The 22,929-nt window shown below is 66.8% G+C and carries 24 protein-coding genes; 8 read left to right on the forward strand and 16 right to left on the reverse strand.

The genetic code is table 11. The annotated features are described in order from the left end of the window. Positions 1–161: 161 nt before the first annotated feature. The 4 genes from ARC39_RS20460 to ARC39_RS20475 form a co-directional block, all read right to left on the reverse strand. Positions 162–779: a CvpA family protein gene (locus tag ARC39_RS20460; RefSeq protein ID WP_068117102.1), complete on the reverse strand. Its 618-nt coding sequence runs from the start codon at positions 777–779 to the stop codon at positions 162–164. Positions 780–819: 40 nt separating this feature from the next. Further along, positions 820–2,184, reverse strand: coding sequence for a DNA repair protein RadA (radA, locus tag ARC39_RS20465; protein ID WP_068117105.1), 1,365 nt, complete (start codon positions 2,182–2,184; stop codon positions 820–822). A gap of 14 nt (positions 2,185–2,198) precedes the next feature. Beyond that, the gene (locus ARC39_RS20470; protein WP_068117109.1) at positions 2,199–2,654 is read right to left on the reverse strand and encodes a paraquat-inducible protein A; all 456 of its coding nucleotides are present in this window, start codon (positions 2,652–2,654) and stop codon (positions 2,199–2,201) included. Positions 2,655–2,817: 163 nt separating this feature from the next. Next, positions 2,818–3,597 (reverse strand): SDR family oxidoreductase, encoded by a 780-nt coding sequence (locus tag ARC39_RS20475; protein ID WP_068117206.1) that lies wholly within the window; start codon positions 3,595–3,597, stop codon positions 2,818–2,820. Between the two features lie 156 nt (positions 3,598–3,753). Between ARC39_RS20475 and ARC39_RS20480 the strand changes: the two genes are divergently transcribed. After that, entirely contained in the window at positions 3,754–4,824 is a 1,071-nt protein-coding gene (locus ARC39_RS20480; RefSeq protein WP_068117112.1) for a Hint domain-containing protein, read from the forward strand. Between the two features lie 24 nt (positions 4,825–4,848). On the opposite strand, the gene ARC39_RS20485 is transcribed toward ARC39_RS20480, so the two are convergent. The 6 genes from ARC39_RS20485 to ARC39_RS20505 form a co-directional block, all read right to left on the reverse strand. Next, complete coding sequence (locus ARC39_RS20485; protein ID WP_068117117.1) at positions 4,849–5,478, reverse strand: nucleotide-binding protein; 630 nt, start codon at positions 5,476–5,478, stop codon at positions 4,849–4,851. 15 nt (positions 5,479–5,493) lie between these two features. Next, positions 5,494–5,658: a hypothetical protein gene (locus ARC39_RS26040; protein WP_201455780.1), complete on the reverse strand. Its 165-nt coding sequence runs from the start codon at positions 5,656–5,658 to the stop codon at positions 5,494–5,496. 442 nt (positions 5,659–6,100) lie between these two features. Then, positions 6,101–7,072, reverse strand: a complete 972-nt coding sequence (locus ARC39_RS20490) for a calcium-binding protein (RefSeq protein ID WP_068117119.1) — start codon at positions 7,070–7,072, stop codon at positions 6,101–6,103. A 273-nt stretch (positions 7,073–7,345) separates the two neighbouring features. Then, positions 7,346–8,848, reverse strand: a complete 1,503-nt coding sequence (locus ARC39_RS20495; protein ID WP_161470997.1) for an LVIVD repeat-containing protein — start codon at positions 8,846–8,848, stop codon at positions 7,346–7,348. Positions 8,849–9,085: 237 nt separating this feature from the next. Then, positions 9,086–10,063: a DMT family transporter gene (locus ARC39_RS20500; protein WP_068117209.1), complete on the reverse strand. Its 978-nt coding sequence runs from the start codon at positions 10,061–10,063 to the stop codon at positions 9,086–9,088. Positions 10,064–10,208: 145 nt separating this feature from the next. Beyond that, complete coding sequence (locus ARC39_RS20505) at positions 10,209–10,757, reverse strand: hypothetical protein (protein ID WP_149866500.1); 549 nt, start codon at positions 10,755–10,757, stop codon at positions 10,209–10,211. A 161-nt stretch (positions 10,758–10,918) separates the two neighbouring features. On the opposite strand from ARC39_RS20505, the gene ARC39_RS20510 reads away from it, so the two are divergent. Continuing rightward, positions 10,919–11,410 (forward strand): Crp/Fnr family transcriptional regulator, encoded by a 492-nt coding sequence (locus ARC39_RS20510; protein ID WP_068117129.1) that lies wholly within the window; start codon positions 10,919–10,921, stop codon positions 11,408–11,410. A gap of 271 nt (positions 11,411–11,681) precedes the next feature. Here ARC39_RS20510 and ARC39_RS20515 read toward each other — a convergent pair whose 3' ends face one another. Then, entirely contained in the window at positions 11,682–12,077 is a 396-nt protein-coding gene (locus ARC39_RS20515) for a glutathione S-transferase C-terminal domain-containing protein (protein ID WP_078059380.1), read from the reverse strand. Here ARC39_RS20515 and ARC39_RS20520 point away from each other — a divergent pair. The 3 genes from ARC39_RS20520 to ARC39_RS20530 all read left to right on the forward strand — a co-directional run bounded on the left by ARC39_RS20520 (position 12,059) and on the right by ARC39_RS20530 (position 15,106). Beyond that, positions 12,059–13,666, forward strand: coding sequence for a peptide chain release factor 3 (locus ARC39_RS20520; RefSeq protein WP_068117136.1), 1,608 nt, complete (start codon positions 12,059–12,061; stop codon positions 13,664–13,666). The two genes, ARC39_RS20515 and ARC39_RS20520, sit on opposite strands and share 19 nt — an antisense overlap. 133 nt (positions 13,667–13,799) lie before the next feature. Then, entirely contained in the window at positions 13,800–14,417 is a 618-nt protein-coding gene (locus tag ARC39_RS20525; RefSeq protein ID WP_068117138.1) for a hypothetical protein, read from the forward strand. A 71-nt stretch (positions 14,418–14,488) separates the two neighbouring features. After that, a complete protein-coding gene (locus ARC39_RS20530; RefSeq protein ID WP_068117141.1) occupies positions 14,489–15,106 on the forward strand; it encodes an exopolysaccharide biosynthesis protein in 618 nt (205 codons plus the stop codon). Between the two features lie 188 nt (positions 15,107–15,294). On the opposite strand, the gene cobT is transcribed toward ARC39_RS20530, so the two are convergent. Beyond that, entirely contained in the window at positions 15,295–16,323 is a 1,029-nt protein-coding gene (gene cobT, locus ARC39_RS20535) for a nicotinate-nucleotide--dimethylbenzimidazole phosphoribosyltransferase (protein WP_068117145.1), read from the reverse strand. Between the two features lie 71 nt (positions 16,324–16,394). On the opposite strand from cobT, the gene ARC39_RS20540 reads away from it, so the two are divergent. Continuing rightward, positions 16,395–17,177 (forward strand): adenosylcobinamide-GDP ribazoletransferase, encoded by a 783-nt coding sequence (locus ARC39_RS20540; protein ID WP_068117147.1) that lies wholly within the window; start codon positions 16,395–16,397, stop codon positions 17,175–17,177. A 30-nt stretch (positions 17,178–17,207) separates the two neighbouring features. Here ARC39_RS20540 and ARC39_RS20545 read toward each other — a convergent pair whose 3' ends face one another. Together ARC39_RS20545 and ARC39_RS20550 are read right to left on the reverse strand one after the other, a co-directional pair. Further along, positions 17,208–17,693, reverse strand: a complete 486-nt coding sequence (locus ARC39_RS20545; protein WP_068117150.1) for a hypothetical protein — start codon at positions 17,691–17,693, stop codon at positions 17,208–17,210. A gap of 240 nt (positions 17,694–17,933) precedes the next feature. Further along, a complete protein-coding gene (locus ARC39_RS20550) occupies positions 17,934–18,395 on the reverse strand; it encodes a helix-turn-helix transcriptional regulator (protein WP_068117153.1) in 462 nt (153 codons plus the stop codon). A 217-nt stretch (positions 18,396–18,612) separates the two neighbouring features. Here ARC39_RS20550 and ARC39_RS20555 point away from each other — a divergent pair, with 217 nt between their 5' ends. Further along, entirely contained in the window at positions 18,613–19,413 is an 801-nt protein-coding gene (locus tag ARC39_RS20555) for a glycosyl transferase (RefSeq protein WP_068117156.1), read from the forward strand. A gap of 39 nt (positions 19,414–19,452) precedes the next feature. Here the strand turns inward: ARC39_RS20555 and ARC39_RS20560 are convergent, their stop codons facing one another. Beyond that, positions 19,453–20,775, reverse strand: coding sequence for a DUF3422 family protein (locus tag ARC39_RS20560; RefSeq protein ID WP_068117159.1), 1,323 nt, complete (start codon positions 20,773–20,775; stop codon positions 19,453–19,455). 172 nt (positions 20,776–20,947) lie between these two features. Next, positions 20,948–22,120 carry a type III PLP-dependent enzyme gene (locus ARC39_RS20565; RefSeq protein WP_068117162.1) on the reverse strand — a complete coding sequence of 391 codons (1,173 nt, stop codon included), beginning with the start codon at positions 22,118–22,120 and terminating at the stop codon, positions 20,948–20,950. Between the two features lie 318 nt (positions 22,121–22,438). Here ARC39_RS20565 and ARC39_RS20570 point away from each other — a divergent pair, with 318 nt between their 5' ends. Then, positions 22,439–22,807 carry a hypothetical protein gene (locus ARC39_RS20570; protein ID WP_068117164.1) on the forward strand — a complete coding sequence of 123 codons (369 nt, stop codon included), beginning with the start codon at positions 22,439–22,441 and terminating at the stop codon, positions 22,805–22,807. The last annotated feature ends 122 nt before the right edge of the window (positions 22,808–22,929 follow it).

Below are 22,929 nucleotides of genomic sequence, written 5' to 3' on the forward strand. Positions count from 1 at the left end.
CTACACATGCAAAACACGGTATCTGGGCAACCGAAGACACCATGCGTCGCGCGTTTTTTCTTACATATCAACGAGCACCGCGCGGTTTCTCGTACCGCTCAATTCTCGGGCGGAATGCCGGCGACCGGATCGCTCATTGACGCAGGTTCCCGCAAGCCCAATCAGTTCGCGTCCGCATCCGTTGGGGGCACCGCAGGTTCAATTTCGGCGGGCGCCGACGTCACTCCGCATGAAACGTCGATCAGGCCGTTGAATTTGTCCGTCAGCCAGGCAAGCGCCGTTTCCTGATCGGCGATCTCGCCGCTGACGCGTTCCTGCATCGAGGCAAACACCTGCGCAGAACGGCTCTCTTCGACCACTTCGAGCCCCTGGGCCCCTACGGCGAAATCGTAGACGACCAGCGCGATGACAATGAGCAGCATCCCCCTCAGCACGCCGAAGAGAAAGCCCAGCCCCTGATCGATCGCATTGAGCGCCGAGCGTTGCACGATCGAAGAGAAAAGAGGCGTGAAGAGCGCGAAAACAACCAGCGCCAAAGCGAAGACACCAGCGAATGCGGCGATCGTCGAGGCTGTGCAATTGTCCAGGAAATCGCTGATGACCGGGATTTCGCGCACCAGAGGTTCGGCCTTGGGCGCGAACATGTAGGCCAGCACCGCGGCCGCGATCCAGCCGGCAATGGCCAGCGCCTCGCGAACGAATCCCCGCGAGTAGGCGAGGATCGCCGAAAACACGATGATAACCGCGACGCCCGCGTCGACGATGGTGAAGCCTTCCATTCGATTGCCTTCCTGCCCCGGACCGCTCTGTTTCTGGCGCCTACCCTGCGCCGAACATCTCTCCAACGAACGCGGTCAGGTCTGAAACCGGCCGCATGGCGAAGCCGTCAGGGGCCGACCCGGTCGACCTCTCCGGCACTGCTGCCTGCGAGAAACCAAGTTTCTGCGCCTCTTTCAACCTGTTTTCTGTCTGCGACACCGGCCTTAGTGCGCCACTGAGACTTATTTCCCCGAACACGACCATATCTGGCGGCAGGGCAGCGTCCTCGCGCGCCGACAGTAGCGCAGCGGCAACAGCCAGGTCTGCCGCCGGTTCGCCGACCCGCATTCCGCCGGCCACGTTGAGGTAAACATCGAGCCCGGCAAAGGGAATGCCGCAGCGCGCCTCAAGCACGGCCAGGATCATTGCCAGCCGCGCATTGTCCCATCCGACAACGGTGCGGCGGGCCTGCGGGGTCGGGCTGGGGGCGACCAGCGCTTGAAACTCCACGAGAACCGGGCGCGTGCCCTCGATCCCGGCAAAGACAACCGCACCGGGACTGCGGGCCTCCCGGTCCGACAGGAACAGGGCGGAGGGATTCGTCACCTCGCGGAGCCCCTGCCCCGTCATCTCGAACACACCGATCTCGTCGGCGGGGCCAAACCGGTTCTTTACCGCGCGCAGGATTCGGAACTGATGTCCTCGCTCGCCTTCGAAATAGAGAACCGTGTCGACCATGTGCTCGACAACGCGGGGGCCCGCGATCTGTCCCTCCTTCGTCACATGCCCCACCAGGATCACGGCTGTACCGCGCCGCTTTGCGAAGCTGACCAACTCATGCGCGGCCGCGCGGACCTGGCTCACGGAGCCCGGCGCTGCCTCCACGTTATCCGCCCACATCGTCTGGATCGAATCGATCACCGCAAGCTGCGGCCGCTCGCGGTCGAGCGTCGTCAGGATGTCGCGCAGGTTGGTCTCGGCAGCGAGCCGGACAGGCGCTTCCCCCAGGCCCAGCCGCTGTGCCCGCATTCGCACCTGTGCGCTGGCCTCTTCGCCCGAGACGTATACGCAGGAGAGGCCGGCAGACGCGAACCGCGCGGTGGCCTGCAACAAAAGCGTGGACTTCCCGATTCCCGGGTCGCCGCCCAGCAAGAGTGCCGAAGCCGGCACCAGCCCACCGCCCAGAACACGGTCGAGTTCCTCCATCCCGGACCGCGTACGCGGCGGCGGTGCCTCCTCGGTTGCCAGGTCCAGCAATTCCAGCGCCCGCCCTTTCCCCGCGCCGAGCGATTTCTTCGACGGACCGGCGGAAAGCGGCGCTTCCTCCTGGATTGTGTTCCATGCACCGCAGGCATCGCAGCGGCCCGACCAACGCGGGTGGGTGGCGCCGCAGGCGGTACAGGTGAAGGTGGGTGTCTTGGCCATGGGCTAGGGATGCCCTACCGCGTCACCGGCGGCAAGCCGCTCCGCCGCTCGGTCAGGTAGCCGATCGCGAGCGACGCGAGAATGCAGGCGGTAAAAAGGTACAACCCCCATGCCGTTTCGACCCGCCCGAGTCCCATTCCCTTGGCAATGACGACATAGAGCGCGATCAGGAAGACATCCGCCATCGCCAGACGTCCCAGCACTTCGAGTGCCGGCAACAGGCGCTTGCGCGCAATCCTGAAGTGCACCAACGCCAAGCCGATTGTTTTCAGGTACGGCGCGAAGAGTGCAAAGCAAGTCACGAGGAGTGCGAGAAAAATGTCGCTCCGCCAAAGCGACTGCAAACCGGAAATCACCGAGATCTCGCTCATACCGAACAGCGGCAGAATGCCTGCCCGCATCAGCGGTGCAAACCACGCCAAGGGGTACAAGGCGAGCAGGGAGAGATTGGCGAATTTCAGAACTGTCATGACAGCTGCCATATACGCAACGACGCGCCTCGTTGACAGCCCCGCCGATCGCTCGCGCCCACGATCATGCCTTTGCGCCAACGAAGCGGAGCCGCAAACCTGTATTTCGCGACGAAGGTGGTTTCCGGCGTCGGTACAATGACCTTCGCCCACAGACCGAAGTTCACAAAACCGTCGTGGTCGCACCACCGTCCATCAGGATATTCTGCCCGACGATGAAAGCCGCCTGCTGCGAGCACAGAAACGCGCACATGGCACCGAAATCTGCCGCATCGCCGTACCGGCGCGCCGGAATCGTCTCCAGTCGCCGGGACCTCGCTTCCTCCGGTGTAATCCCGGCTGCTTCGGCAGCGGCCTGATCGAGACTCACTGCGCGGTCGGTGGCATGAATACCCGGCAGCAAATTGTTGATCACGACCCCATGCTGCGCAACTTGTCGCGACGTGCCCGCTACGTATCCCGTCAGCCCCGCCCGCGCGGAGTTCGACAAGCCAAGCAAACCGACCGGCGCCTTGACCGACACGGAAGTTATGTTCACCACCCGGCCCCAGCCAGCGTCAATCATCCCCGGCAAGAGTGCCTTCATGAGTGCGATGGGGGCGAGCATGTTGGCGTCCAGCGCCGCGATGAAGTCCTCGCGCTCCCAATCTGTCCACATCCCCGGCGGCGGCCCACCGGCGTTTGTCACGAGAATGTCGGCCGCACCGGCGGCCGCCAACACGTCGTCCTGCCCCGTCTTGGTGCCCACGTCCGCCGTAACGGTGGTGACCGCTACGCCATGCGCCCGTCGTATTCTCTCCGCCGCGGTCTCAAGCGCCTCGGCGCCACGCGCGTTCATCACCAGATCGACGCCCGCCGCTGCCAGCGCCTCCGCGCACCCTAGCCCCAGCCCCTTGGAGGAGGCCGTCACCAAGGCGCGTTTACCCGATATTCCAAGATCCATCGCGTGCACTCTCATCATCGCCGCCGAGAACCCACCCTGCCTGCAGGAATGCCCGGCCGCAACCGCGTATGCCGTGCCCCGCATCGCCCCGGCCAATTGACGACCTCCACCCTGCGGCCTATTGCAGTGCGAAGTACGGAGCCACGCCCTGCGTCGATGACAGACACACCCGATCTCGAACCGGACTACGCCTGCCAGGTCTTTCCTGCCAGTCAGTTCCGTGTCGTCTCTGGCGCCAACCTGGGCGATCCACTGCGCGGGGCCGACGAACTGTGCCTTGACGATGTCTACCGCCTCGCCCCTGATGCCGAGCCATTTCACCTTCTCGTCCGCGACACCGGCACCCTCGGCGGGCGCGTGCTGTCTCAGAACGGCGTTGGGCAGCGTGTTGCCCGGCGCTCGGAAATCGGTTGCGCCGGCGCGGGACTGCGGCTCAGCGCGCGTCTGACCTTCCTCGGGCCAAGCGGCCACAAGGTCGACCTGCTGCTGCTGGAAACGACCGATCAACACGGGCGCACAACCCACGCAGCTCTTCCGCTGGATCCACTGGAGCCCGGACAGACGCACACGCTCATCGGGGTCGACAGCGCCCCCGGCACCGTGCGCCTTGCGGATATCACTGCGCTTGCATTCGGCCAAGGAACGCAGATCGCCCTCGCGGATGGCAGCCAGCGCCCGGTCGAGGCACTGCGGCCCGGCGACCGCCTTCTGACACGCGACAATGGCCCGCAACCGTTGCGCTGCGTATTGCAACGGACCGTCCGGACGGTGGGTGCACATGCGCCCGTTGTGATCCCGGCCGGAACGCTCGGCAACGTGGGCGACCTGATCCTTGGGCAGCAGCAGCGGGTTTTCGTGTATCAGCGCGGTGACGACCGGCTGACCGAGACCGCCGAGATGCTGGTGAAGGCGCAGTACCTGGTCGATGGCGAGCGGATCTTTCTGCGGCCGGGCGGATTTGCGGAGTTCTATGCGTTGGTGCTCGACCATCACGAGGTGATCTATGCCGAGTGCATTCCGGTGGAGAGCCTGGAAGTCAGCGCCCGTACGCTGCCCGCTCTGCCGGAAGATATCGCCCATGAAGTCGGAACCGAGCTACCCGGCCTGACACATCGCCCCCACATCGGCATTGAGGCAGACCGCGCCGCCGCCCGCATGGCACGCGAGCGCCTCCTGCAAGACCGCAAGCGGCGCACGCTTCCGGCCGACCATCAAAAAAAGTTATAAACTTCAGATACATACATCCAACTCTCACCGCCTAACGAGCGCTCGAACAACCGGCTCCCATTGCACGCGCATTGGCCGATACGCGGCCTGGGACTGGTCGAAGACGGAGAGCCCCTGCTCCGCCAGATCGCCATAGGCGACGCGCTCGGTGATCCGCGCGACCGGCGCGCGCCCGACTTTTTCAAAGAAACGATCGAGCCGTTCGTTGGCGCGGCCGCGGGTTTTGACGCGGTTGGCGAGGAGTTCGATCTTCACCTTGCCCTTGCGGATGCGCTTCATTTCCTGGAGGTCTTTCAGGAAGCGCTTGGTGCTGTCGGCGTCGAAGTAGGACGGCATGACCGGGCAGATCACGGCCTTGGCTTCGGCCACGAGCTTCTGGCTGTCGTCATCGTAGAGAGCGCCGGGCGCGTCGATGATAACCCATTCAATTCCCTTGGGAACTTCGCCCAGGGAGCGGCGAGAGGTCCAGTCGAGATGGGTGATCTTGGTGGCGCCGTAGGGGCGGCGCTTGAGCCAGCGGGTTGTGGATTTCTGCAGGTCCGCATCGGCGAGGGCGACCTTCCAACCGCCGTCGGCCAGCGCTGCGGCGAGGGTGATCGCCGTCGTCGTCTTGCCGCATCCGCCCTTTCGGTTGGCAATCAGCACGGTCTTCATCTGCTCTCCCTCCGTTCAGTTTTTTTCTTGTTTTTCAACGAATTCCCGGATGAACCTGCGGATTTCCCGCGCCGCGCTCGTGTCCAGCTCCTCGCAGAGCCGGACAAAGCGGTCGCGTTCTTCCAGAGAAATCCGGATCATCAACTGCCCGTCTTTCTTGCTTTTTTTCTTGTCCGGCATGATCTCTCGCCGCCGTTGATGTGTATACATTGTATATACATATGTGACGACGCAGCAACCGCTCGACCGTGGATTTCCGGTCAGAACGTACGGAACGGGGTGGGAGAGCGACCGAAACCAAGGTCGTTTTCGGCGGGCTTTCGGTCATTTCAGCCGCGATCAGCCGTGTACCGGAGAATTGACCGCAGTTTCGGACGTTTCGACCGGCAAAAACGACCGAAACGCCGGTGTCCGGTGGTGCAACGTGATAACGCACGGCCCGGCTGGCGAATCCGGAGATGGCAGCCGACGCCGGTGCCGTGCCGCCGGGCACCTTCTGCGCGGTTTCGGGATTGCGCGCGACGTGGTCGCCCCGGGCGTGCAGATGAGCCGCGGGAGATTGTCAGGGGAACCCTCGATGTGTTCCGAGGGCTCCCGCCGCTGTTTGAGTCGGAGGCCGTCCCTAGATGAAGTCGATGTCGTCGGTCAGAGCCTTGATGTTCGTGAAGTTCTCGATGGTCAGCTCGTGCTTGCCGAAATCCAGCACCACGTCGCCATCCTGCACGGATGCGAACTTGTTGAGGACCTGCTTCTTGGTCAAAGACCCGGACCAAAGCGCGTCGTCCAGCAAGAGCGTGTCCTTGTTGTTCTGGAAGTCCGCGACGGTGTCCTTTCCGTAGCCCTTCTTGAACACGAACTTGTCTGATCCCTCTTGCCCGAACAGCTTGTCGGTGCCCTTGCCGCCATCCAGCCGGTCGCCTTTCTCGCCGCCCTTAAGCACGTCGCTCCCATCGCCGCCAAGCAGCTTGTCGCTCCCGGCGTCGCCGAAGAGTTTATCCTTGCCGATGCCGCCGATCAGCGTGTCCGCGCCGCCCTTGCCGTAGATCTTGTCATTGCCGAGACCGGCATTGATGACATCCTTGAGGTTCGTACCGCGCACGACGTCGTCCTCGGTGACCTTGACGCCCGGGAAATCCGCGAAGGAGATGTCGTCACCCGCCGCGAAGCCAGATGCCTTGCCCGGATTGGACAGGCTCGCGCCGCCCATGAATGAATTGAACTGAGCGACGCTGGAGAAGTCCGGCAGCGTGTCGCCACCGATGGCGAATACGTAGGATTCCTTGTTCACCTCGTCGTAGAAGTTCGCGACATAAGTGGTTTTGGCGCCCCCGTTCCACGTGACCTTGAGAACCTGGTTTGTAAGTTCCGTGTCCGGGTCCACGTTGCCGATTTCGATACCGTCGGCGCGCACGCTGTATGCAACCCCTGCCCAGGTTACTGTCGGCTCACCATCGTCGGCCGTGCCTGTCACCTTGTAGCTGACGCTCTCCACACTGTCTTTCACGGCAATCTTCAGCTTGGAGTCGCGAATGCCGACAACATCGCCGCGCTTGTTCTCTTCAAGGACGAACCCGATCTGAGTGTACGTAGTCATCTATCTTCCTGTATTTCCTGCCTGTTCGCTGTACTTTCGACAGCCTCCGCGCCGAACCTTGGCTAATCGCTCCTCGTTCGGGCAACCTTGGCGATCCGAAGCGGAGGAATGCCAGACGAACACGTTGCTGGAACGTCACAACCTTGAGGTGCGTGTGCGGGCATTTGGGCGGCGCGGGCTGCGCGCCACGCCCGATCGCGCACCGTGCAAGCGACGGGGCCGCCGCGATTGATGCGGCGGCCCCGGTTTGCGCGGCAGGAACCGCGCGGTGGTTCAGACGAAGAGCCCCAGATCGGCCAGGTCGATCTCCATGACCATGGCGGTCGATTTACCGCCAAAGTCCAGATCCATCCCCTCACAGCCGCCCCAGGCGCCAGCCTCAACGATGCTGAGGCCGCCCTGGCAGTTTTGCCAGACGCCCTCGAGTTCAGCGTGCGTTGCAACGGCGATGATCCCGTCGTCATCGGTATCCGCTGCGTCCAGTTCGGCCAGCGTGAAGTCGAAAACGATCTCGTCACCGACCGCGTCGGCCCGGTAGTCAAATTGCCCGACTTTCGGATTGCCGCCGCGATTGACCGGGAAGCCGCTGACATCGCGCGTTGCGGTGTCCACGTCGCCCAGGTGCAGCTTGGCTTCCGTGATGGTCCAGTCGTCCTGACCGGTGAGCGTGATACGCAGACCGTCGACGGTGTTCGAGAAGACCACATCGCCGATATCCGCCTCGAAGCCCTGGCCCTTGAAGAGATCGCAGGCGATGTCATCGGCCACGTCGTAGACCGCCAGCCCGCCGGCGTTTCCCATTTCGAATGCGGTCACATAGGCGAAACCGTTGTCGACCTCGACGTCACCGCCGCGGGACGGCAGGAAGGCGCCCGGGAGGGCGAAGTCGGTATCGACGTTCGGGTTGATGAGCAAAGCCGGGTCGGCCGGATCGCTCAGGTCGTAGATATAGAGACCGCTGGTGGAGGCCATGTAGAGCCTGTCGCCCACCACATCGAGCCCGCTGCTGCCGCCGCCGCCTGGCAGGGCAACGATGCCGGCATCCGGGATGGAATCGAAATCGGCGACATATGGGTTGTTTTCATCGCCGATGCCGATCGTCAGCAAACCGCCCGTGAGGCCCTGCGATGGCAGTGCACCGCGGGCCCAATAGGCATAGTCGCCCGCCACCTCGATCTCACCGCTCCAGGTGCCGTAGCTGGCCTGTGGCGTGGGCAGGTAAGCGACCTGAACCGGGGCAAGCGGATTCGAGACATCGACGATCTCGAAATACGGCCCGCCATTGGTGGCCGCCATGTAGAGCCTGTCACCGACCACATCCACGCTGCCGGCGTGCCGGTTGCCCACGGCGTTGTAGCTCGCGACCGGGGCGCTCGGGAAGCTGGCGAGGTCGTAGACCTTCAGTTCGGAGCCGTAGGTGTAGCCGTAGCTCACGTAGCCATAGACCCCGTCGTCGCTATCGAAGCTGTTGGCGTAAGTGCCGTCCTTCTGCGTCCCGGCATATGTGGGATTGGTCGGATCGCTGATATCGACCCGTACGAGACCGTAGTAGTCCCAGGCGAGGTAGGCATAATCCCCTACCACATCAACACCGATGAGTTCCTGGCCGGGTTGGCTATAACTGCCTACGACCGTCGGTGCCGTGGGGTCGCTGATGTCGAAGACATCCAATACGCCTCCCATGTCGGCGACGAAGGCATAGCCATCGGCCAAATCAACAGAGACTGCCGCGCCCGGTGACACGGGCGTCCAGCCTATCAATCCAATATGTGTCATGAGTGCCCCCTCCTCTTTCGGCTCCCGCGCCTTCGGTTTCGGGCGCTGTTCGGGTGTGTCCGACGTCTGGAAGGGCCGGAGCATGAGATATTGTATCCCAAACGGGGGGTTGGTGCCTTGATTCCAAACAAGGTTCGGTCATTGCGCGGGTGGGCGCGCCGAGCCGCCGGGGGGGTGCGCCGGGCGCGCTCGACGACGACAACGCCGGGTTGGTCTACCGCACCGGGATCATCGCTTTCATCCGCGCGGCCGGCGTGGTTTGGGCAGAAACCGGCGCGGCGCCGGGCGGCCGGCTGTCGGCGTGACCGCCTGCGCCCGGGACGGCGGCGCCTTGGCCGCCAGCCGCCCCTCGCGCCAGATGATCAGGATACCGGCGGCGATCACCAGCGCGGCGCCGAAGAGCATTTGCCAGGTGGGAAGCTCGGCGAAGACGAAGTAGCCCACCAGGAGCGCAATCAGCATCGAGGCGTAGTCGAAGGGCGCCAGCAGGCTCGCGTCGCCCATGCGGTAGGCGGTGGTCAGCATCGCCTGCCCCAGCCCGCCGGCGAGCCCCGCCAGCACCAGCAGCGCCGCTTCGCGCGGCTCCGGCCAGACCCAGCCGAAGGGGATGGTCAGCAGTGACAGGAGGGTGGAGCTGAGGGTGAAGTAGAGCACGACCGTCACCGGGCGTTCGGTGGCCACCAGCCCGCGAATGAGGATCTGCGCGAAGGCGGCGAGCAGGGCCGAACAGAGCGCGAAGAGCGCACCGAGCGCCGCGCCCCCGCCGATGCCGCCGCCCGAGAAGGCGGTGAGCCGCGGCGACAGGATGATCAGCACGCCAACGAGCCCCATGGCGACCGCCGAGAGCCGCACCGGACCGACCTTTTCGCCGAGGAACACGATGGCCAGCGGCACGACGAAGAGCGGAGCGGCATAGCCGATGGCCGAGACCTCCGGCAATGGCAGCAGACCGAGCGCGGCAAACCCGAACCCCATCGCCGCCGTTCCCACCAGACCGCGCAGCAGGTGCGCGCCCGGCCGGCGGGTCCGCAGCCCCGCCGCCAGACGCCCGTCCGCGCTGAGCCAGAGCAGGATCACCGGCAGCGCGAAGGCGGAGCGGAAGAACACCGCCTCGCCGGGCGGCACGTGGTCCGACGTGGCCTTGATCAGGCTCTGCATGGTGACGAAGACGACGACGGAGCCGAGCTTCAGGAGGATGGCGCGGGTGGGATGCATGGCCCGCTGATGCGCCCGCAGCGCGGAGAATGCAAGGTGCGGCGTCGGCGGTGGCCGGAGGCGGCCGTCCGGCTGTCGCGCAGCGCCGACATTGGAGTAGGTTGAGGAAAGGTCGGAGATGCGGGACGAAGCGGGCACTGCTCCTCTAGGTAGCAGCGTCCGCTTTGGGCAGGCGCGCCCAGATGACCCCTGTCGCAAGCGCGAGCATCACAGCCAGGGTTGTCGTGACGGATTTGGCGATTGTCGCTGTGCTGACGGCGTAGACCAACGATCCCGGCACATCTGGCCAACCATAGATCATCGCCACGATCCCTAGGTTCTCAATATAGTCGAACAGCGCACTGCCGACCGCGAGGGCAACGCCAAGATGGACAAGTCTTCTATTGGGCATGCGTCGCCCAAACCAGCAGATGGCGCTGCTCAGTGTGAGCGCGAGCAAGGCCGGATAGAGCGTATCCAGAGGAATCTGGCGCCTGAGATAATATTCACGTCCATCCGCTCCCAATGCATCGAGAAGCGTCGCGGCATCCGAGGGACCGTAACCGAAGGGCCGCATGTCGAATGGCACCTGCCCCGAGACAAATTCGAGATGCGCGAGTGTGACGCTGACCATTGCGACGTAAACAGATGTCGCAAGCAATGTTGCGCCAATCACGATCTTTCCGTAGTGCTTTGACAGGGTTATGTGCATCATTTGTGTCCTCTTTGACCTCTGCCACCCATGCCAAAGAACGCGCTCATCCACATTATCATTTGATAAGGTCTGCCAAGATGGATCTGAGGACTTTTCTGACGCAGTCGCCTGACCTGGCAGACGTCGGTTGCGTGGATGGCTTTGCAGCTCATTGGACACCGATGCGCCTCAGCAGGGGGGCCCATGCGACCCAGCAGGGACAACCCGAAAGGAACGAGTACATCGTCCTGGACGGGTCTCTGGCGAGCAGTATTTGCGACCGGGACGGCAAAGAAGTATGCGTCGGGTTCTTCGTGGGGCCCTGCGTTGTCACACCGAATATCGCCCGCACGCGGGACGGTTTGTCGCTCGTGTCCATGACCGCAATAACCGATGCGTCGCTTGTTCGGATCGACAGTGATCGGCTTACAGATCTGATGATATCCTCTGAGCCGGTCCGTAACTGGGCCAATGGTATTCTGCGAAATGCGCTGAGCGACAAGGCGGATCGAGAATGGTGTCTCGCGGCTCTTGGCGGGGCAGAGCGGCTAAGCTGGTTTCGCGAAACATTTCCGGGCTACGAGGACATCTTTACCCATTCGTTGATTGCGTCTTTTCTCGGAGTCACACCAGTCACGTTGAGCCGCCTGCGCGCCCGCGACAACCGCAAGTAGCAAGCGGACAGTTGTGCGAGGTGCAGCATCCGTCAAAATGGGCGCGAAACCGCCATTCTCCGCGAGTGCACGAAGGGCCTTGGGTGTCTCACGGGGTCCATCCCACCCCCGGCACTTTGGGCACGACACACCCTCACACCGGTAGCCGGGCGGGGTGGCGCGTTGTTTCCAATTCCGGGTGGAAAATGCGGATACGCCTTGGATCGTTTCCGAAATATGACTGTTCGCGTGACTTAGGCGGCCGTCGGCGCTGGCCGCGGCGGGACTCGCATTAACGGCAGCGGCACTTCGCCAGCACGGCGAGCCGGTTGGCAATCCTCAGATACCAGTCGCGCACGGCCGGGAAGGCGGCGGGGTCGGCCTCGTGCCATTCGAACCGGCGCACCCACGGCCAGCACATCATGTCGGCGATGGAAACGCTCCCCGCCCCCTCGCCCGCGATATAGCGCCGCCCGGTGAGCCCCGCCTCCAGCGTCCTGTTGGCACGCGCCACCTGCTCGCGGCATTGCTGCTCGTTCTCCGGCGTCCGGCCCCGGTTGAACTTCAGCACCTGATGCGCCTGCCCGAGAAAGGGGTCAATTTCCGCCCCGCAAGCGGTAGCGGTCGGGCGCGATTGCGCCCGCCCCGCCGCTCGCCTATATCGCGCCCATGTTAGACGCCGCCACAAACCGCCCCGACCTGCCGCCGGAGATTGCCCGTCGCCGGACCTTCGCGATCATCTCGCACCCCGATGCGGGCAAGACGACGCTGACGGAAAAGTTCCTCCTCTACGGGGGCGCCATCCAGATGGCCGGTCAGGTGCGCGCCAAGGGCGAGGCGCGGCGGACACGCTCGGACTTCATGCAGATGGAGAAGGACCGGGGGATCTCGGTTTCCGCCTCGGCGATGTCCTTCGATTTCGGCAAGTTCCGCTTCAATCTGGTGGACACGCCCGGTCACTCGGATTTCTCGGAGGACACCTACCGGACGCTGACGGCGGTGGATGCGGCGGTGATGGTGATCGACGGCGCGAAGGGCGTGGAGAGCCAGACGCAGAAGCTCTTCGAGGTGTGCCGGCTGCGCGACCTGCCGATCCTGACCTTCTGCAACAAGATGGACCGCGAAAGCCGCGATACGTTCGAGATCATCGACGAGATCCAGGAGATGCTGGCGATCGACGTGACCCCGGCGAGCTGGCCCATCGGGCGCGGACAGGATTTCATCGGCTGCTACGACATCCTGCGCGACCGGCTGGAGCTGATGGACCGGGCGGACCGCAACAAGGTGGCCGAGAGCGTGGCCATCGAGGGGCTGGACGACCCGAAGCTGGCGGAGCTGGTGCCCGAGCATTTGCTGGAGAGCTTCCTCGAGGAACTGGAGATGGCGCGCGAACTGCTGCCGTCGCTGGACCCGCAAAGCGTACTGGAAGGGCATATGACGCCGATCTGGTTCGGCTCCGCGATCAATTCCTTCGGGGTGAAGGAGCTGATGGACGGGATCGGCAGCTACGGGCCGGAGCCGCAGGTGCAACGGGCGGAGCCGAGGCAGATTTCCCCCGACGAATCAAAGGTCTCCGGCTTTGTCTTCAAGGTACAGGCGAACATGGACCCCAAGCATCGCGACCGCGTGGCCTTCCTGCGGATGGCGTCGGGGCATTTCAAGCGCGGCATGAAGCTGACCCATGTGCGAACGAAGAAGCCGATGGCGGTGTCGAACCCGGTGCTGTTCCTCGCCTCCGACCGCGAGCTGGCGGAAGAGGCCTGGGCCGGCGACATTATCGGCATCCCGAACCACGGGCAGCTGCGCATCGGCGACACGCTGACCGAGGGCGAGGCGCTGAAGGTGACCGGGATTCCGAGTTTCGCGCCGGAGCTGCTGCAGAATTGCCGGGCAGGCGACCCGCTGAAGGCCAAGCACCTCGACAAGGCGCTGATGCAATTCGCCGAGGAAGGCGCGGCGAAGGTGTTCAAGCCCATCGTCGGCTCCGGCTTCATCGTCGGCGTCGTCGGCGCGCTGCAATTCGAGGTGCTGGCGAGCCGGATCGAGCTGGAATACGGCCTGCCGGTGCGTTTCGAGCCGACGCAGTTCACCTCCGCCCGCTGGGTTTCCGGGCCGAAGGACAAGGTGGACGCCTTCGCCAATGCCAACAAGGGGCACATGGCGCAGGACAACGACGGCGACCTCGTCTACATGACGCGGCTGCAATGGGACATCGACCGGGTGGAACGGGACTATCCCGACCTGACGCTGAGCGCGACCAAGGAAATGATGGTGTGAGGCCGGGCGATACGACGACACCCAATCCCGCCCGGGGCGCTTGCGTCCCGGGCAGCGCCCACCCCGCGGTTCCGGCGCTGCCCTGCGTTCGGAGTTGACCCGACGTGTGCCTCAGCCGATCTGATCATCGTTCATGACCCGCCAGAACCGCGTCCTGCCCACCGGCGAGATCGTCGCCACCCCGGCGCGCGGGCTGTTCATGGGCAATCGCGGCATCCTGCACGATACCGAGGGCCGGCTGGGCGTGAGCCGCTGGAAGCACACGGCCTGGATCTGCTGCGCGCTGTCGTTCAAGGGGCGGCGCCGGCCGGTCATGGCGCCGGGCCGCTACACGGAACTCTTCTTCCTCGACGAGGCGGTGGCGCTGGCCGCGGGCCACCGCCCCTGCGCGGAGTGCCGCCGAAATGATTACTCGCGGTTCCGCGCCGCCTGGGCCGCGGCTTTCGGGACCCCGCCGCAGCGCGCCGCGGAGATGGACAACCGGCTGCACGGCGACCGGGTCGGGCGCGACCGCAGGCAGATCCGCCACGACGCGGAATTCGCCGCGCTGCCGGCCGGCGCCTTCGTGTTGTGGAACGATGCGCCGCACCTGGTGACGCGCACCGCCCTGCAGCCCTTCTCCGCGTCGGGCTACGGCGCGCCCCTGCCCCGCCCGCGGTACGGCGCGGCGACGGTTCTGACCCCGCGCCGGACCTGCGCCTGCCTGATGGCCGGCTACACGCCCGCCCTGCATCCGACTGCGGCGGTCTGACCCTCCCAACCGGCGCCCCGGCGCGGTAGCGTCTGCCCGAAGACGCCCGCCGCCACGATCAACGGAGAGCCATGAGCGAGACACCGCCCCCCGCCGCGGCCGAGCCACTGCCGCCCCTGGAGCAGATGCTGGTCGACGTCGCCACCGTGGTGGACGGCCGGGAGAAGGTGTTGTTCGGCGAATTGCTCGACGCCCTCGGCCGCCGCGGCTTCGGGCCGGTGCTCACGCTGGCCTCGGCGATGACGATCCTGCCCACCGGGGTCGTGCCCATGGTCCCGGCCTTCATGGGGGCGATCATGCTGCTGGCCTCGGTGCAGATGCTGCGCGGCCGCAAGGAGATTCGGGTGCCGCCAAGGGTCTACCGGCTGCAACTGCCGGGGGCGACGGTGCTGCGCGCGCTCGAACGGGCGGCACCGGCAGCGCACCGGCTGGGAAAGCTCATCCGGCCGCACCTGGTGTGGCTGACCCGCGGCTGGCTGGCCGTCCGCGCCATCGCGCTCGTCACCATCGCCACCAGCCTCGCGATCATCGCGATCGGCGCCATTCCCGGCCTGCCCTTCGTGCTGGCAATCCACCTCCTCGCCTTCGGCATCGGGCTCACCGCCGGCGACGGGCGCTTCGTGGCCGCCGGGTTCGCCATCTTCCTGCCGGCCGCCTATGGCGCCGCGAAATGGGCCGGGCTGCTCTGACACCACCTCCCCGGACCGATGCCGCCAGCCCCCGCGCCGCGTCTTCTGTCGCGAAATATCCCCGCCGGAGGCACGATCTTTCCCCGGAAAGATCGCCCGCGCGCCCACGGCGCGCGGCCCCGCCCAACGGGTCGCGACGCATCTGCGATGCGGCGATACCCGGCGGGAGCCCCGCCCGCCGGGATCGGTCAGGCGCCGCCGCCCGACACGCCCGCCTCGCCGAAGGTCGCCATGCCGGAGTGGCAGGCGATCGCCCCCTTGAGCACGCCGATGGCCAGTGCCGCGCCCGTGCCCTCGCCCAGCCGCAGCCCGAGGTCCAGAAGCGGCGCCTTGCCGAGCCGCTCCAGCAGCGCCGCATGCGCGCCCTCGGCCGAGACATGCCCCGCCACCGCGTGGTCCAGCGCGCCGGGCGTGGCGGCCTCCAGGACAGCGGCGGCCGAGGTGCAGATGAACCCGTCGAGGATCACCGGCACGCGGTGGTGGCGCGCGGCCAGGATCGCGCCCGCCATGGCGGCGATCTCCCGGCCGCCGAGGCAGCGCAGGACCTCCAGCGGATCGGCAAGCGCCGCGGCGTGGCGGGCAAGACCCGCGTCCACCACGGCGCGTTTGCGCGCCAGGCCCGCATCGTCCACGCCGGTGCCCCGACCGACCCAGGCCTCGGCGCCGCCGCCGAAGAGCCCGGCGGCGATGGCGGCCGCGGCGGTGGTGTTGCCGATGCCCATCTCGCCGGTGATCATCAGGCCGGCCTCCGGGTCCACCGCCTGCCAGCCGGCGCCCATGGCCGCTACCAGCTCTTCCTCGGTCATCGCGGCGGTTTCGGTGAAATCGCCCGTCGGGCGGTCGAGCGCCAGCTCCACAACCGCCATCGACGCGCCGAACGCCTCTGCCAGCTGGTTGATCGCCGCGCCGCCGGCGCGGAAATTGGCCACCATCTGCACCGTGACCTCGGCCGGAAACGCCGAGACACCGCGCGCGGCAACGCCGTGATTGCCGGCGAAGACGAGCGCCTGCGGCGCCTCCAGGCGCGGCCGGGCGGTGCCGCGCCAACCGGCGTACCAGATCGCCAGGTCCTCCAGCCGCCCGAGCGCCGCGGGCGGCTTGGTGAGGGCCGCGTTGCGTGCACGCGCGCCCTCGGCGGCCGCCGCATCGGGCTGCGGCAGCTCCGCGAGGGCGGCACGAATGCCATCGAGATCGGAGAAGGGAGGAGTATGGGTCATCTTGCGCCTCAGTCTTGTTTCCCGCCTTCTGCGCCCATATGGCAGGCGGGACAAGAGCTTGCGAGGCGACGATGACATCACGTCCCACCCCATTGCGCGCGCCGCTGCTGCGCGACCTGGCGCTGGGCCTCGGCCTGCTGACGCGGTTGCCGCTGCCGGTGGATTCCGACTATGCACGGGCACGCGGCGCCCGGGCGGCCTGGGCCTATCCGCTGGCGGGCGTTCCGGTTGCACTCGCCGCCTGGGGGGTCGCCTGGGCGGCGCTGGCGCTCGGCCTGCCCGCCGGGATCGCCGCGGGGCTCGCCCTGGCAGCGCAGGTGATGCTCACCGGCGCGATGCACGAGGATGGGCTTGCCGACAGCGCCGATGGGCTCTGGGGCGGCTGGGACCCAGCCCGCCGGCTGGAGATCATGAAGGACAGCCGCATCGGCAGCTACGGCGTGTTGGCGCTGATCCTGGGCATGGGTCTGCGCTGGAGCGCACTGGCGGCGCTCTGTTCGGGCCCGGGCGCGGGCCTTCTGCCGGCGCTGCTGGCGGCGGCGGTGTTGAGCCGGGCGGCGATGGTCGCTCTCATGGCCGGCCTGCCCAATGCCCGGGAGGGCGGGCTGTCGCGCGCCGTCGGCCGGCCGGGCGCGGGGCGCGCGGTGCTGGCGGCGGCGCTGGCGCTGGGGCTGTCTGTCGCGGTGCTGGGATGGCAGGCGCTCGTGCTGGCGGGCGCGGTATGTGCGGCCACGCTGGGTGCCGCCGCGATCGCGCGCGCCAAGATCGGCGGTCAGACCGGCGACATCCTGGGCGCGACGCAGCAAGTGGCGGAGATCGCCGCGCTGGCGGCGGCCGCGGCACATACCGGCTGACGCGCCGCACCGGCCAAGGCCCGGGGGCTGTCAGAGCAGCTTCGGGCTGCGCCGCTGCCGCGCCGCAAGGACATGGGTGAGCAGGATCAGCACCAGCCAGCCGAGGCCGACAACAGGCTGGTCCGCATAGGCAAGGATGCCGGTCAGCGCGCCACCGACGATCCGCAGAAGCTCGTTCAGGTCGAGGCCGCTCGTCAGCGCGCGGGGAATGCTCAGCAAGGCGCCGGCAACGGCGCCGGAGAGCAGCGTCAGGAAGAAGCCGCCAATCACCGAGAGCATCCAGCCGAACACCCGCGGCTGGCCGAAGACCGACGCGAAGAGCCAGCCGCAAATCGCGCCTCCAAGGGCCTGGGCGGCGATCTGGACGGTGACGAACCCGCCGACACCGTCGAGCTGGCTCGCATCCTCGGGCCGTTCCTGCAACAGGAAGGCGAGCACGAGGAGTGCCGAGATGACCGCCATCATCGGCGCGACGATGCCGCGTGCCGAGCGGGTTCCGGTGCCGTTAGAATTCATCTGCGTCTCCCTGCGCTGCCCACCCGTGGCCGTCCCATGCGCAGTGTGACCGCATTGGCGGAACGGGAAAAGACCCGCCCCGCCGCAAAGCCGGAGACCGTGGCACCGCGGCCAGCCCGCGGCCGGCGCGAACGGTGCCGCCGCGCGCGCCCCGCGCGCGGCCCGGCCCAACGGGAGGAGCGGCATCTGCGATGCGGCGACGACGGGCGGGAGCCTGCCGTGCCCCGGCGCGGGCGCGGGTCAGCGGCGCTCCAGCACGCCGGCGTGCAGCGCTTTCACGGCGGCCGTCGTGCGGTCGGCCGCGTCGAGCTTGCGGAAGATCCGCCGGTTGTAGGTATCCACCGTGTGCCGCGATATCCCGAGGATCTCGGCGATCACCGCGTTGCTCTTCCCGCTGGCGATCCAGCCGAGGATCTCGTGCTCGCGCGGTGTCAGCGGGACGTCGGCGGCCTGGCTGCGATCCGGCAGCAGCTCCGATTCGAGCTGCGCCAGCAAGCGCCGCAGCTGCCGTGTCACCCGGTCCAGCTGCGCCTCGGCCTCGCGGCAGCCGCGCGCGCCGCGCGCCGCCGAGATCCTGACGCCCAGCGTCTCCAGACCGCGCAGCACGTCGCGCAGTTCCGCAATCGTGCGCGCCTCGGGACAGGGGTGCGCCTGAACGGCGGGCACGCGCCGAGAATACCCTTGCGACGGGGCGTTGGACATCGTTGAAATCTCCGGTCGGACCGTGGCCGGCGACGCGCGGCATACCGCGCCGTCAGGCCTGGGGTGAAAGTGAATTGATTGTGATCCAGATGTAGGAAGCGCCGGGACGTTTGCAAGTGATATGCTAGCAAAATAGCAGCACCTCCCGCATCAGGGCCGGTTTCGCCACTGGCAGCGCGCGGGGCTTCGCGGTAGAGCGGGGCAAAGGAGTGCGCGCATGGCCGTCGCCAACGTCATCTGCATCAAGTGGGGCACGCTGTTCGGCCCGGAATATGTCAACCGGCTCTACTCCGGGGCGCGGCGCAACCTGTCGGTTCCGGTGCGGTTCTTCTGCATGACAGAGGACGCCGACGGGCTGCACCCCGAGATCGAAGCGCTCGACCTGCCGATTGAACCCTTCCGCGCGGAGATGGAGGCCGCGCTCGCGGTGGCGAACCGCCAGGGCGCGATGCGCAAGGTGAGCCTTTTCCGACCCGGCCTGATCCCGGACCTGGACGGGCCGCTCCTGGGGTTCGACCTCGACGTGGTGATCACCGGGGCGCTCGACGACATCCTGCATCACGCGCCGGGACGTGTGGCGATGCGCGCGGATTGGGTGGAAGCGCGGCGTGGCCGCAAGACGGGGCACGGCTCGGTCTTCCGCTACGACCCGGCGCTGCACGGCTGGCTCTACGAGACGCTGGCCGCCGATCCGGCGGGCGAGGTCGCGAAAGCGCGCGGCTCGGAGCAGCGCTACACCTCGACGCTTGCGCAGGAGAAGGGCGCCTTCGCCTATCTGCCGCCCGACCAGGTGGTGAGTTTCAAGCACGGCTGCCTACACCTGCCGCCGATGAACTACCTGAGCGAACCGCGCCTGCCGGGCAACGCCCGCGTGGTCTGTTTCCACGGCCGGCCGAAGATGGGCGACGCGGTGGAGGGCTATCACGGCTCCGTCTTCCGCCACACCCTGCCCTGCGGATGGCTCCGCGATCACTGGATCGAGCGCGCGCGGGCGGATCTCGGGGCCGGCTGGGCCTGATCCGCCGCGGCCGGACGGGCCGCGCCGCGCCGGAGGCTGTCAGTGCATTCCCTTGCGGATCCGGCGGATCATCAGGAAGACCGCCCCCACCACCACCGGCAGCAGCAACGCGGTTGCGAGCCCCTTGCTCAGCCCCAGCGGCTCCAGGAAGGGATAGACGGCATAGCTCGCGAGGTTCAGCGCATAGTAGCTGATCGCCACCACCGACAGCCCCTCGACCGTCTGCTGCAGGCGCAGCGCCAGATCCGCCCGGCGGTCCATGCTCTCCAGCAGCTTCTGGTTCTGTGCCTGGCGCTCGACGTCGACCCGCGTGCGCAGCAGGTCGCCCGCGCGCGCCGCTCGTTGCGCCATGCTCTTCAGCCGCGCCTCGGTGGAGCGGATCGTCCGCATCGCCGGGTCGTAGCGCCGCGACATGAACTCGCTGAAGAGCTGCCGGCCGGAGAAGCGGCTCTCGCGCAGCACCCGCACCCGGTCGAGCACGATCGCCTCGTAGGCGGCCGTCGCCCCGAAACGGAAGCTCGAGGTGGCGAGCAGGTTCTCCAGCTCCGCCGACACCGCCAGCAGCTTCACCAACGCTTCGTCGGCGGGGCGCGTCTCCCCCGTCAGATCGCCCATAAGCCCAACCAGCTGCTTGTCGATCTCGCCCATGCGCGCGCTCAGCGTCCGCGCCCGCGCCAGCCCCAGGAGCGACATCGCCTTGTAGGTCTCGATCTCGGTCAGCCGCTGCACGACCCGCCCGATCCGCCGCATGCCCATGTCGGGGCCGACGAAGAAGGCAAACCGCATGTGACCGGCGGTGTCGATCCGGAAATCGGTTGCGACGATCCCGGCCTCGTCGAGCACATAGGCCGCCGACAGGCTCTCGGCCACGAACCACTCGTTCAGGCGCGCCGTCACGGCGTCTTCGCCGCCGGCGGCCAGCGGCTCGACGCGGATCATCGCCGACGTCACCCGCGCGCCCGGCGCCTCGGCCAGCCAATCCGCGGGCAGCACCTCGTAGGCGGTGGCATCGAAAGGCCGTTCCTCCAGCCCGTCGACAAACACGGTGTAGGTGGTGAATTCCGTGTGGCATTCCCACTTCAGGCGATGCTTGCCGATCTCGCCGAACCAATGGGTCGCGCCCGGCTTGGGATGCTGTGCGCCGAACCGGTCCAGCAGCGACAGGAGGTGGTCGCGGTCCTTGCCACGATCCCGCGAGGCGGCATCGGACGGCGGCTTGAAGGCCAGGAACATCGCATGGCACGGCGGTTCGATCACCGGGAACGGCCGGGCGTGCAACTCGTTGGCCAAGTCGTAGCGCATGGGGTGATCGGCGAGGATCGGGCGTTCGACCGGGGCGGAGGCGGGATCGGGATCTACCATGCTGCCAGATAACCGGCGGAAAACAGGGCTGTAAAAGGGTTTCTGGGCATGCCTTGGCATACGGTCCGGATCGGCGGCCGCGGCACGGTGCCCGGTATTTCCCCTGCACGCAAACGGCCGGGCAGGTTTCACTGCCCGGCCGTGCCATCGCCCCCGCACCGGTGGCGGCGGCTCAGATGGCCACGACGTCCAGCGGCGGGAAGCCGTTGAAACCGACCGAGGAATAGCTCGACGTGTAGGCGCCGGTGTTGCGGATCACGATCCGGTCACCCGCCTGCAGCGTCACCGGCATCAACATCGGACGTTTTTCGTAAAGCACGTCGGCGCTGTCGCAGGAGGGGCCCGCCAAGATGCAGGGACCCAGCGGATCGCCGTCGCGCGGGGTGGAGAACTGGTAGCGGATCGCCTCGTCGATCGTCTCGGCGAGGCCGGAGAACTTGCCGATGTCGAGATAGACCCACCGATGCGAGTCCCGCGCCGATTTCCGCGACACCAGCATCACCTCGCAGGCGATGGCACCGGCCTCGGCCACCAGCCCCCGGCCCGGCTCCGCCATGATCCGCTCGACCGCGCCGAACCGCGCGTGCACCTGCCGCATGACACCGGCGGCATAATCCGTCGGGGCCTCGATGGCCTCGCCGTAGAACGCCGGGAAGCCGCCACCGATGTTCAGCAACCGCAGGTCATGACCACGGTCGCGGGCGTCGTGCCAGATCCGCGCCATCTCGTCGAGCGTGGCCCCCCACATATCGGCGCGGCGCGTCTGGGAGCCGACGTGGAAGGAGATCCCCACCGGGTCGAGGCCCAGCATCCTGGCATGGCCCAGCAGCACCAGCGCGGTCTCGCGGTCGCAGCCGAACTTGCGGCTCAGCGGCCAGTCCGCCTCGCTCGTCTCCACGATGATGCGGATATAGACCTGCGCACCCGGCGCGTGATGCGCGATCTTCTCCAGCTCCTCCTCCGCGTCGGCCGCGAAGAGCGTGACGCCGGCACGATGGGCGAAGGCGATATCGGTGGCCCGCTTGATGGTGTTGCCGAAGGAGATGGCCTCGGGCCGCGCCCCCAGCGACAGGCACAGCTCGATCTCGCCGCGCGACGCCGCATCGAAATGCGCGCCGAGCTGGACAAGGCGGGAGATCACGTCGCGGGACGGGTTGGCCTTCACGGCATAGTGGATGTCGGCCTCGCCCAGCCCGGCCTTGAGTGCCAGGAACTGCTCGGCCACGATCTCCATGTCGATCACCAGGGTCGGGCGGTCGAACTGCCGGGCGGCCAGAAAGGCGTCGAGGCGTGAAGGCAGGCGGAGGGCGCGCGGCGCAAGCGCCTCGCCGAAATGCATCGTCATCGGTCATCTCCAATAGACCCGGCCATCAATGACCGTTTCGTTCCAAGGGAGACGTTACCGTCGCTACATAAACACGTGGGCGTTGATGCTTCGGCCAGAGGCGCGTGCGTTGGCGTCTTGCCGCGCACCTGAGGCAGAACGGGATTCGTTGCAAGGGCCTTTTTCCGCGTCGCGCAGATTTTCCCCCGCAACGGCAGAGCGATGCAGATCGGTGACACAGCCGCGCTGGCCGCGTGCCCTTGATTCCGCCCCGCGTCGCCCCCTATCTGCGAAGCATCGAGAGACACGCGCGCCCGGTGCGCAGGAAGGACGAATAAAATGCGCAACGCGGCACTGACGCTGGGGGTGATCGGCGGATTGATCGCGATGATCGTTGGCTTCTTCGGCTATGGCTACACCGAGGTTGTCCGGCAGCATTCCGAAATCGGCGAGGTGTTCGGTCAATTCGAGAAGGAAGGGCTGATACGTGCCGCGAGTTTTCTCGCGCCCCTGCTGGCGATTGCCGGCGGCGCCATGGCCCGTGTCCGCGCGCTGTGGGGCGGCGCGTTGATGATCGCCGCCGCGGCGCTGATGCAGGTCGCCTTCGGCTTCGGCGTCTTCACGATGTTTCCCATCGGCTTCTGCCTGGTCGGCGGCCTGCTGGCGCTGGCCGCCGGCAAGCCCGACGAACCCAAGGCGCATTTCTGATCCCGGCTCGCAGGGGCGGGCTGCCCCTGCGCCCCGTCCATCAAGCGCAAGCCGCGCACCGCCGGCCCGTTTGGGCGAACCGGCGATGCGCTGTCGCTCAACTGATTCTCGCGAGGAGGTCG

It is taken from the genome of Tropicimonas marinistellae (assembly GCF_001509585.1).
Classification (GTDB): domain Bacteria; phylum Pseudomonadota; class Alphaproteobacteria; order Rhodobacterales; family Rhodobacteraceae; genus Tropicimonas; species Tropicimonas marinistellae.

Bases quoted from the DNA above. Each gene is read 5' to 3' on its own strand.
- ARC39_RS20475 (WP_068117206.1), bottom strand. From the start codon at position 3,597: ATGGATCTTGGAATATCGGGTAAACGCGCCTTGGTGACGGCCTCCTCC.
- ARC39_RS20485 (WP_068117117.1), bottom strand. From the start codon at position 5,478: ATGAAGACCGTGCTGATTGCCAACCGAAAGGGCGGATGCGGCAAGACG.
- ARC39_RS20470 (WP_068117109.1), bottom strand. From the start codon at position 2,654: ATGACAGTTCTGAAATTCGCCAATCTCTCCCTGCTCGCCTTGTACCCC.
- ARC39_RS20560 (WP_068117159.1), bottom strand. From the start codon at position 20,775: ATGGTAGATCCCGATCCCGCCTCCGCCCCGGTCGAACGCCCGATCCTC.
- ARC39_RS20480 (WP_068117112.1), top strand. From the start codon at position 3,754: ATGACAGACACACCCGATCTCGAACCGGACTACGCCTGCCAGGTCTTT.
- ARC39_RS20505 (WP_149866500.1), bottom strand. From the start codon at position 10,757: ATGATGCACATAACCCTGTCAAAGCACTACGGAAAGATCGTGATTGGC.
- ARC39_RS20565 (WP_068117162.1), bottom strand. From the start codon at position 22,120: ATGACGATGCATTTCGGCGAGGCGCTTGCGCCGCGCGCCCTCCGCCTG.
- ARC39_RS20570 (WP_068117164.1), top strand. From the start codon at position 22,439: ATGCGCAACGCGGCACTGACGCTGGGGGTGATCGGCGGATTGATCGCG.
- ARC39_RS26040 (WP_201455780.1), bottom strand. From the start codon at position 5,658: ATGCCGGACAAGAAAAAAAGCAAGAAAGACGGGCAGTTGATGATCCGG.
- radA (WP_068117105.1), bottom strand. From the start codon at position 2,184: ATGGCCAAGACACCCACCTTCACCTGTACCGCCTGCGGCGCCACCCAC.
- ARC39_RS20540 (WP_068117147.1), top strand. From the start codon at position 16,395: ATGACATCACGTCCCACCCCATTGCGCGCGCCGCTGCTGCGCGACCTG.
- ARC39_RS20495 (WP_161470997.1), bottom strand. From the start codon at position 8,848: ATGACACATATTGGATTGATAGGCTGGACGCCCGTGTCACCGGGCGCG.
- cobT (WP_068117145.1), bottom strand. From the start codon at position 16,323: ATGACCCATACTCCTCCCTTCTCCGATCTCGATGGCATTCGTGCCGCC.
- ARC39_RS20555 (WP_068117156.1), top strand. From the start codon at position 18,613: ATGGCCGTCGCCAACGTCATCTGCATCAAGTGGGGCACGCTGTTCGGC.
- ARC39_RS20510 (WP_068117129.1), top strand. From the start codon at position 10,919: ATGCGCCTCAGCAGGGGGGCCCATGCGACCCAGCAGGGACAACCCGAA.
- ARC39_RS20520 (WP_068117136.1), top strand. From the start codon at position 12,059: ATGTTAGACGCCGCCACAAACCGCCCCGACCTGCCGCCGGAGATTGCC.
- ARC39_RS20525 (WP_068117138.1), top strand. From the start codon at position 13,800: ATGACCCGCCAGAACCGCGTCCTGCCCACCGGCGAGATCGTCGCCACC.
- ARC39_RS20500 (WP_068117209.1), bottom strand. From the start codon at position 10,063: ATGCATCCCACCCGCGCCATCCTCCTGAAGCTCGGCTCCGTCGTCGTC.
- ARC39_RS20530 (WP_068117141.1), top strand. From the start codon at position 14,489: ATGAGCGAGACACCGCCCCCCGCCGCGGCCGAGCCACTGCCGCCCCTG.
- ARC39_RS20460 (WP_068117102.1), bottom strand. From the start codon at position 779: ATGGAAGGCTTCACCATCGTCGACGCGGGCGTCGCGGTTATCATCGTG.
- ARC39_RS20545 (WP_068117150.1), bottom strand. From the start codon at position 17,693: ATGAATTCTAACGGCACCGGAACCCGCTCGGCACGCGGCATCGTCGCG.
- ARC39_RS20490 (WP_068117119.1), bottom strand. From the start codon at position 7,072: ATGACTACGTACACTCAGATCGGGTTCGTCCTTGAAGAGAACAAGCGC.
- ARC39_RS20550 (WP_068117153.1), bottom strand. From the start codon at position 18,395: ATGTCCAACGCCCCGTCGCAAGGGTATTCTCGGCGCGTGCCCGCCGTT.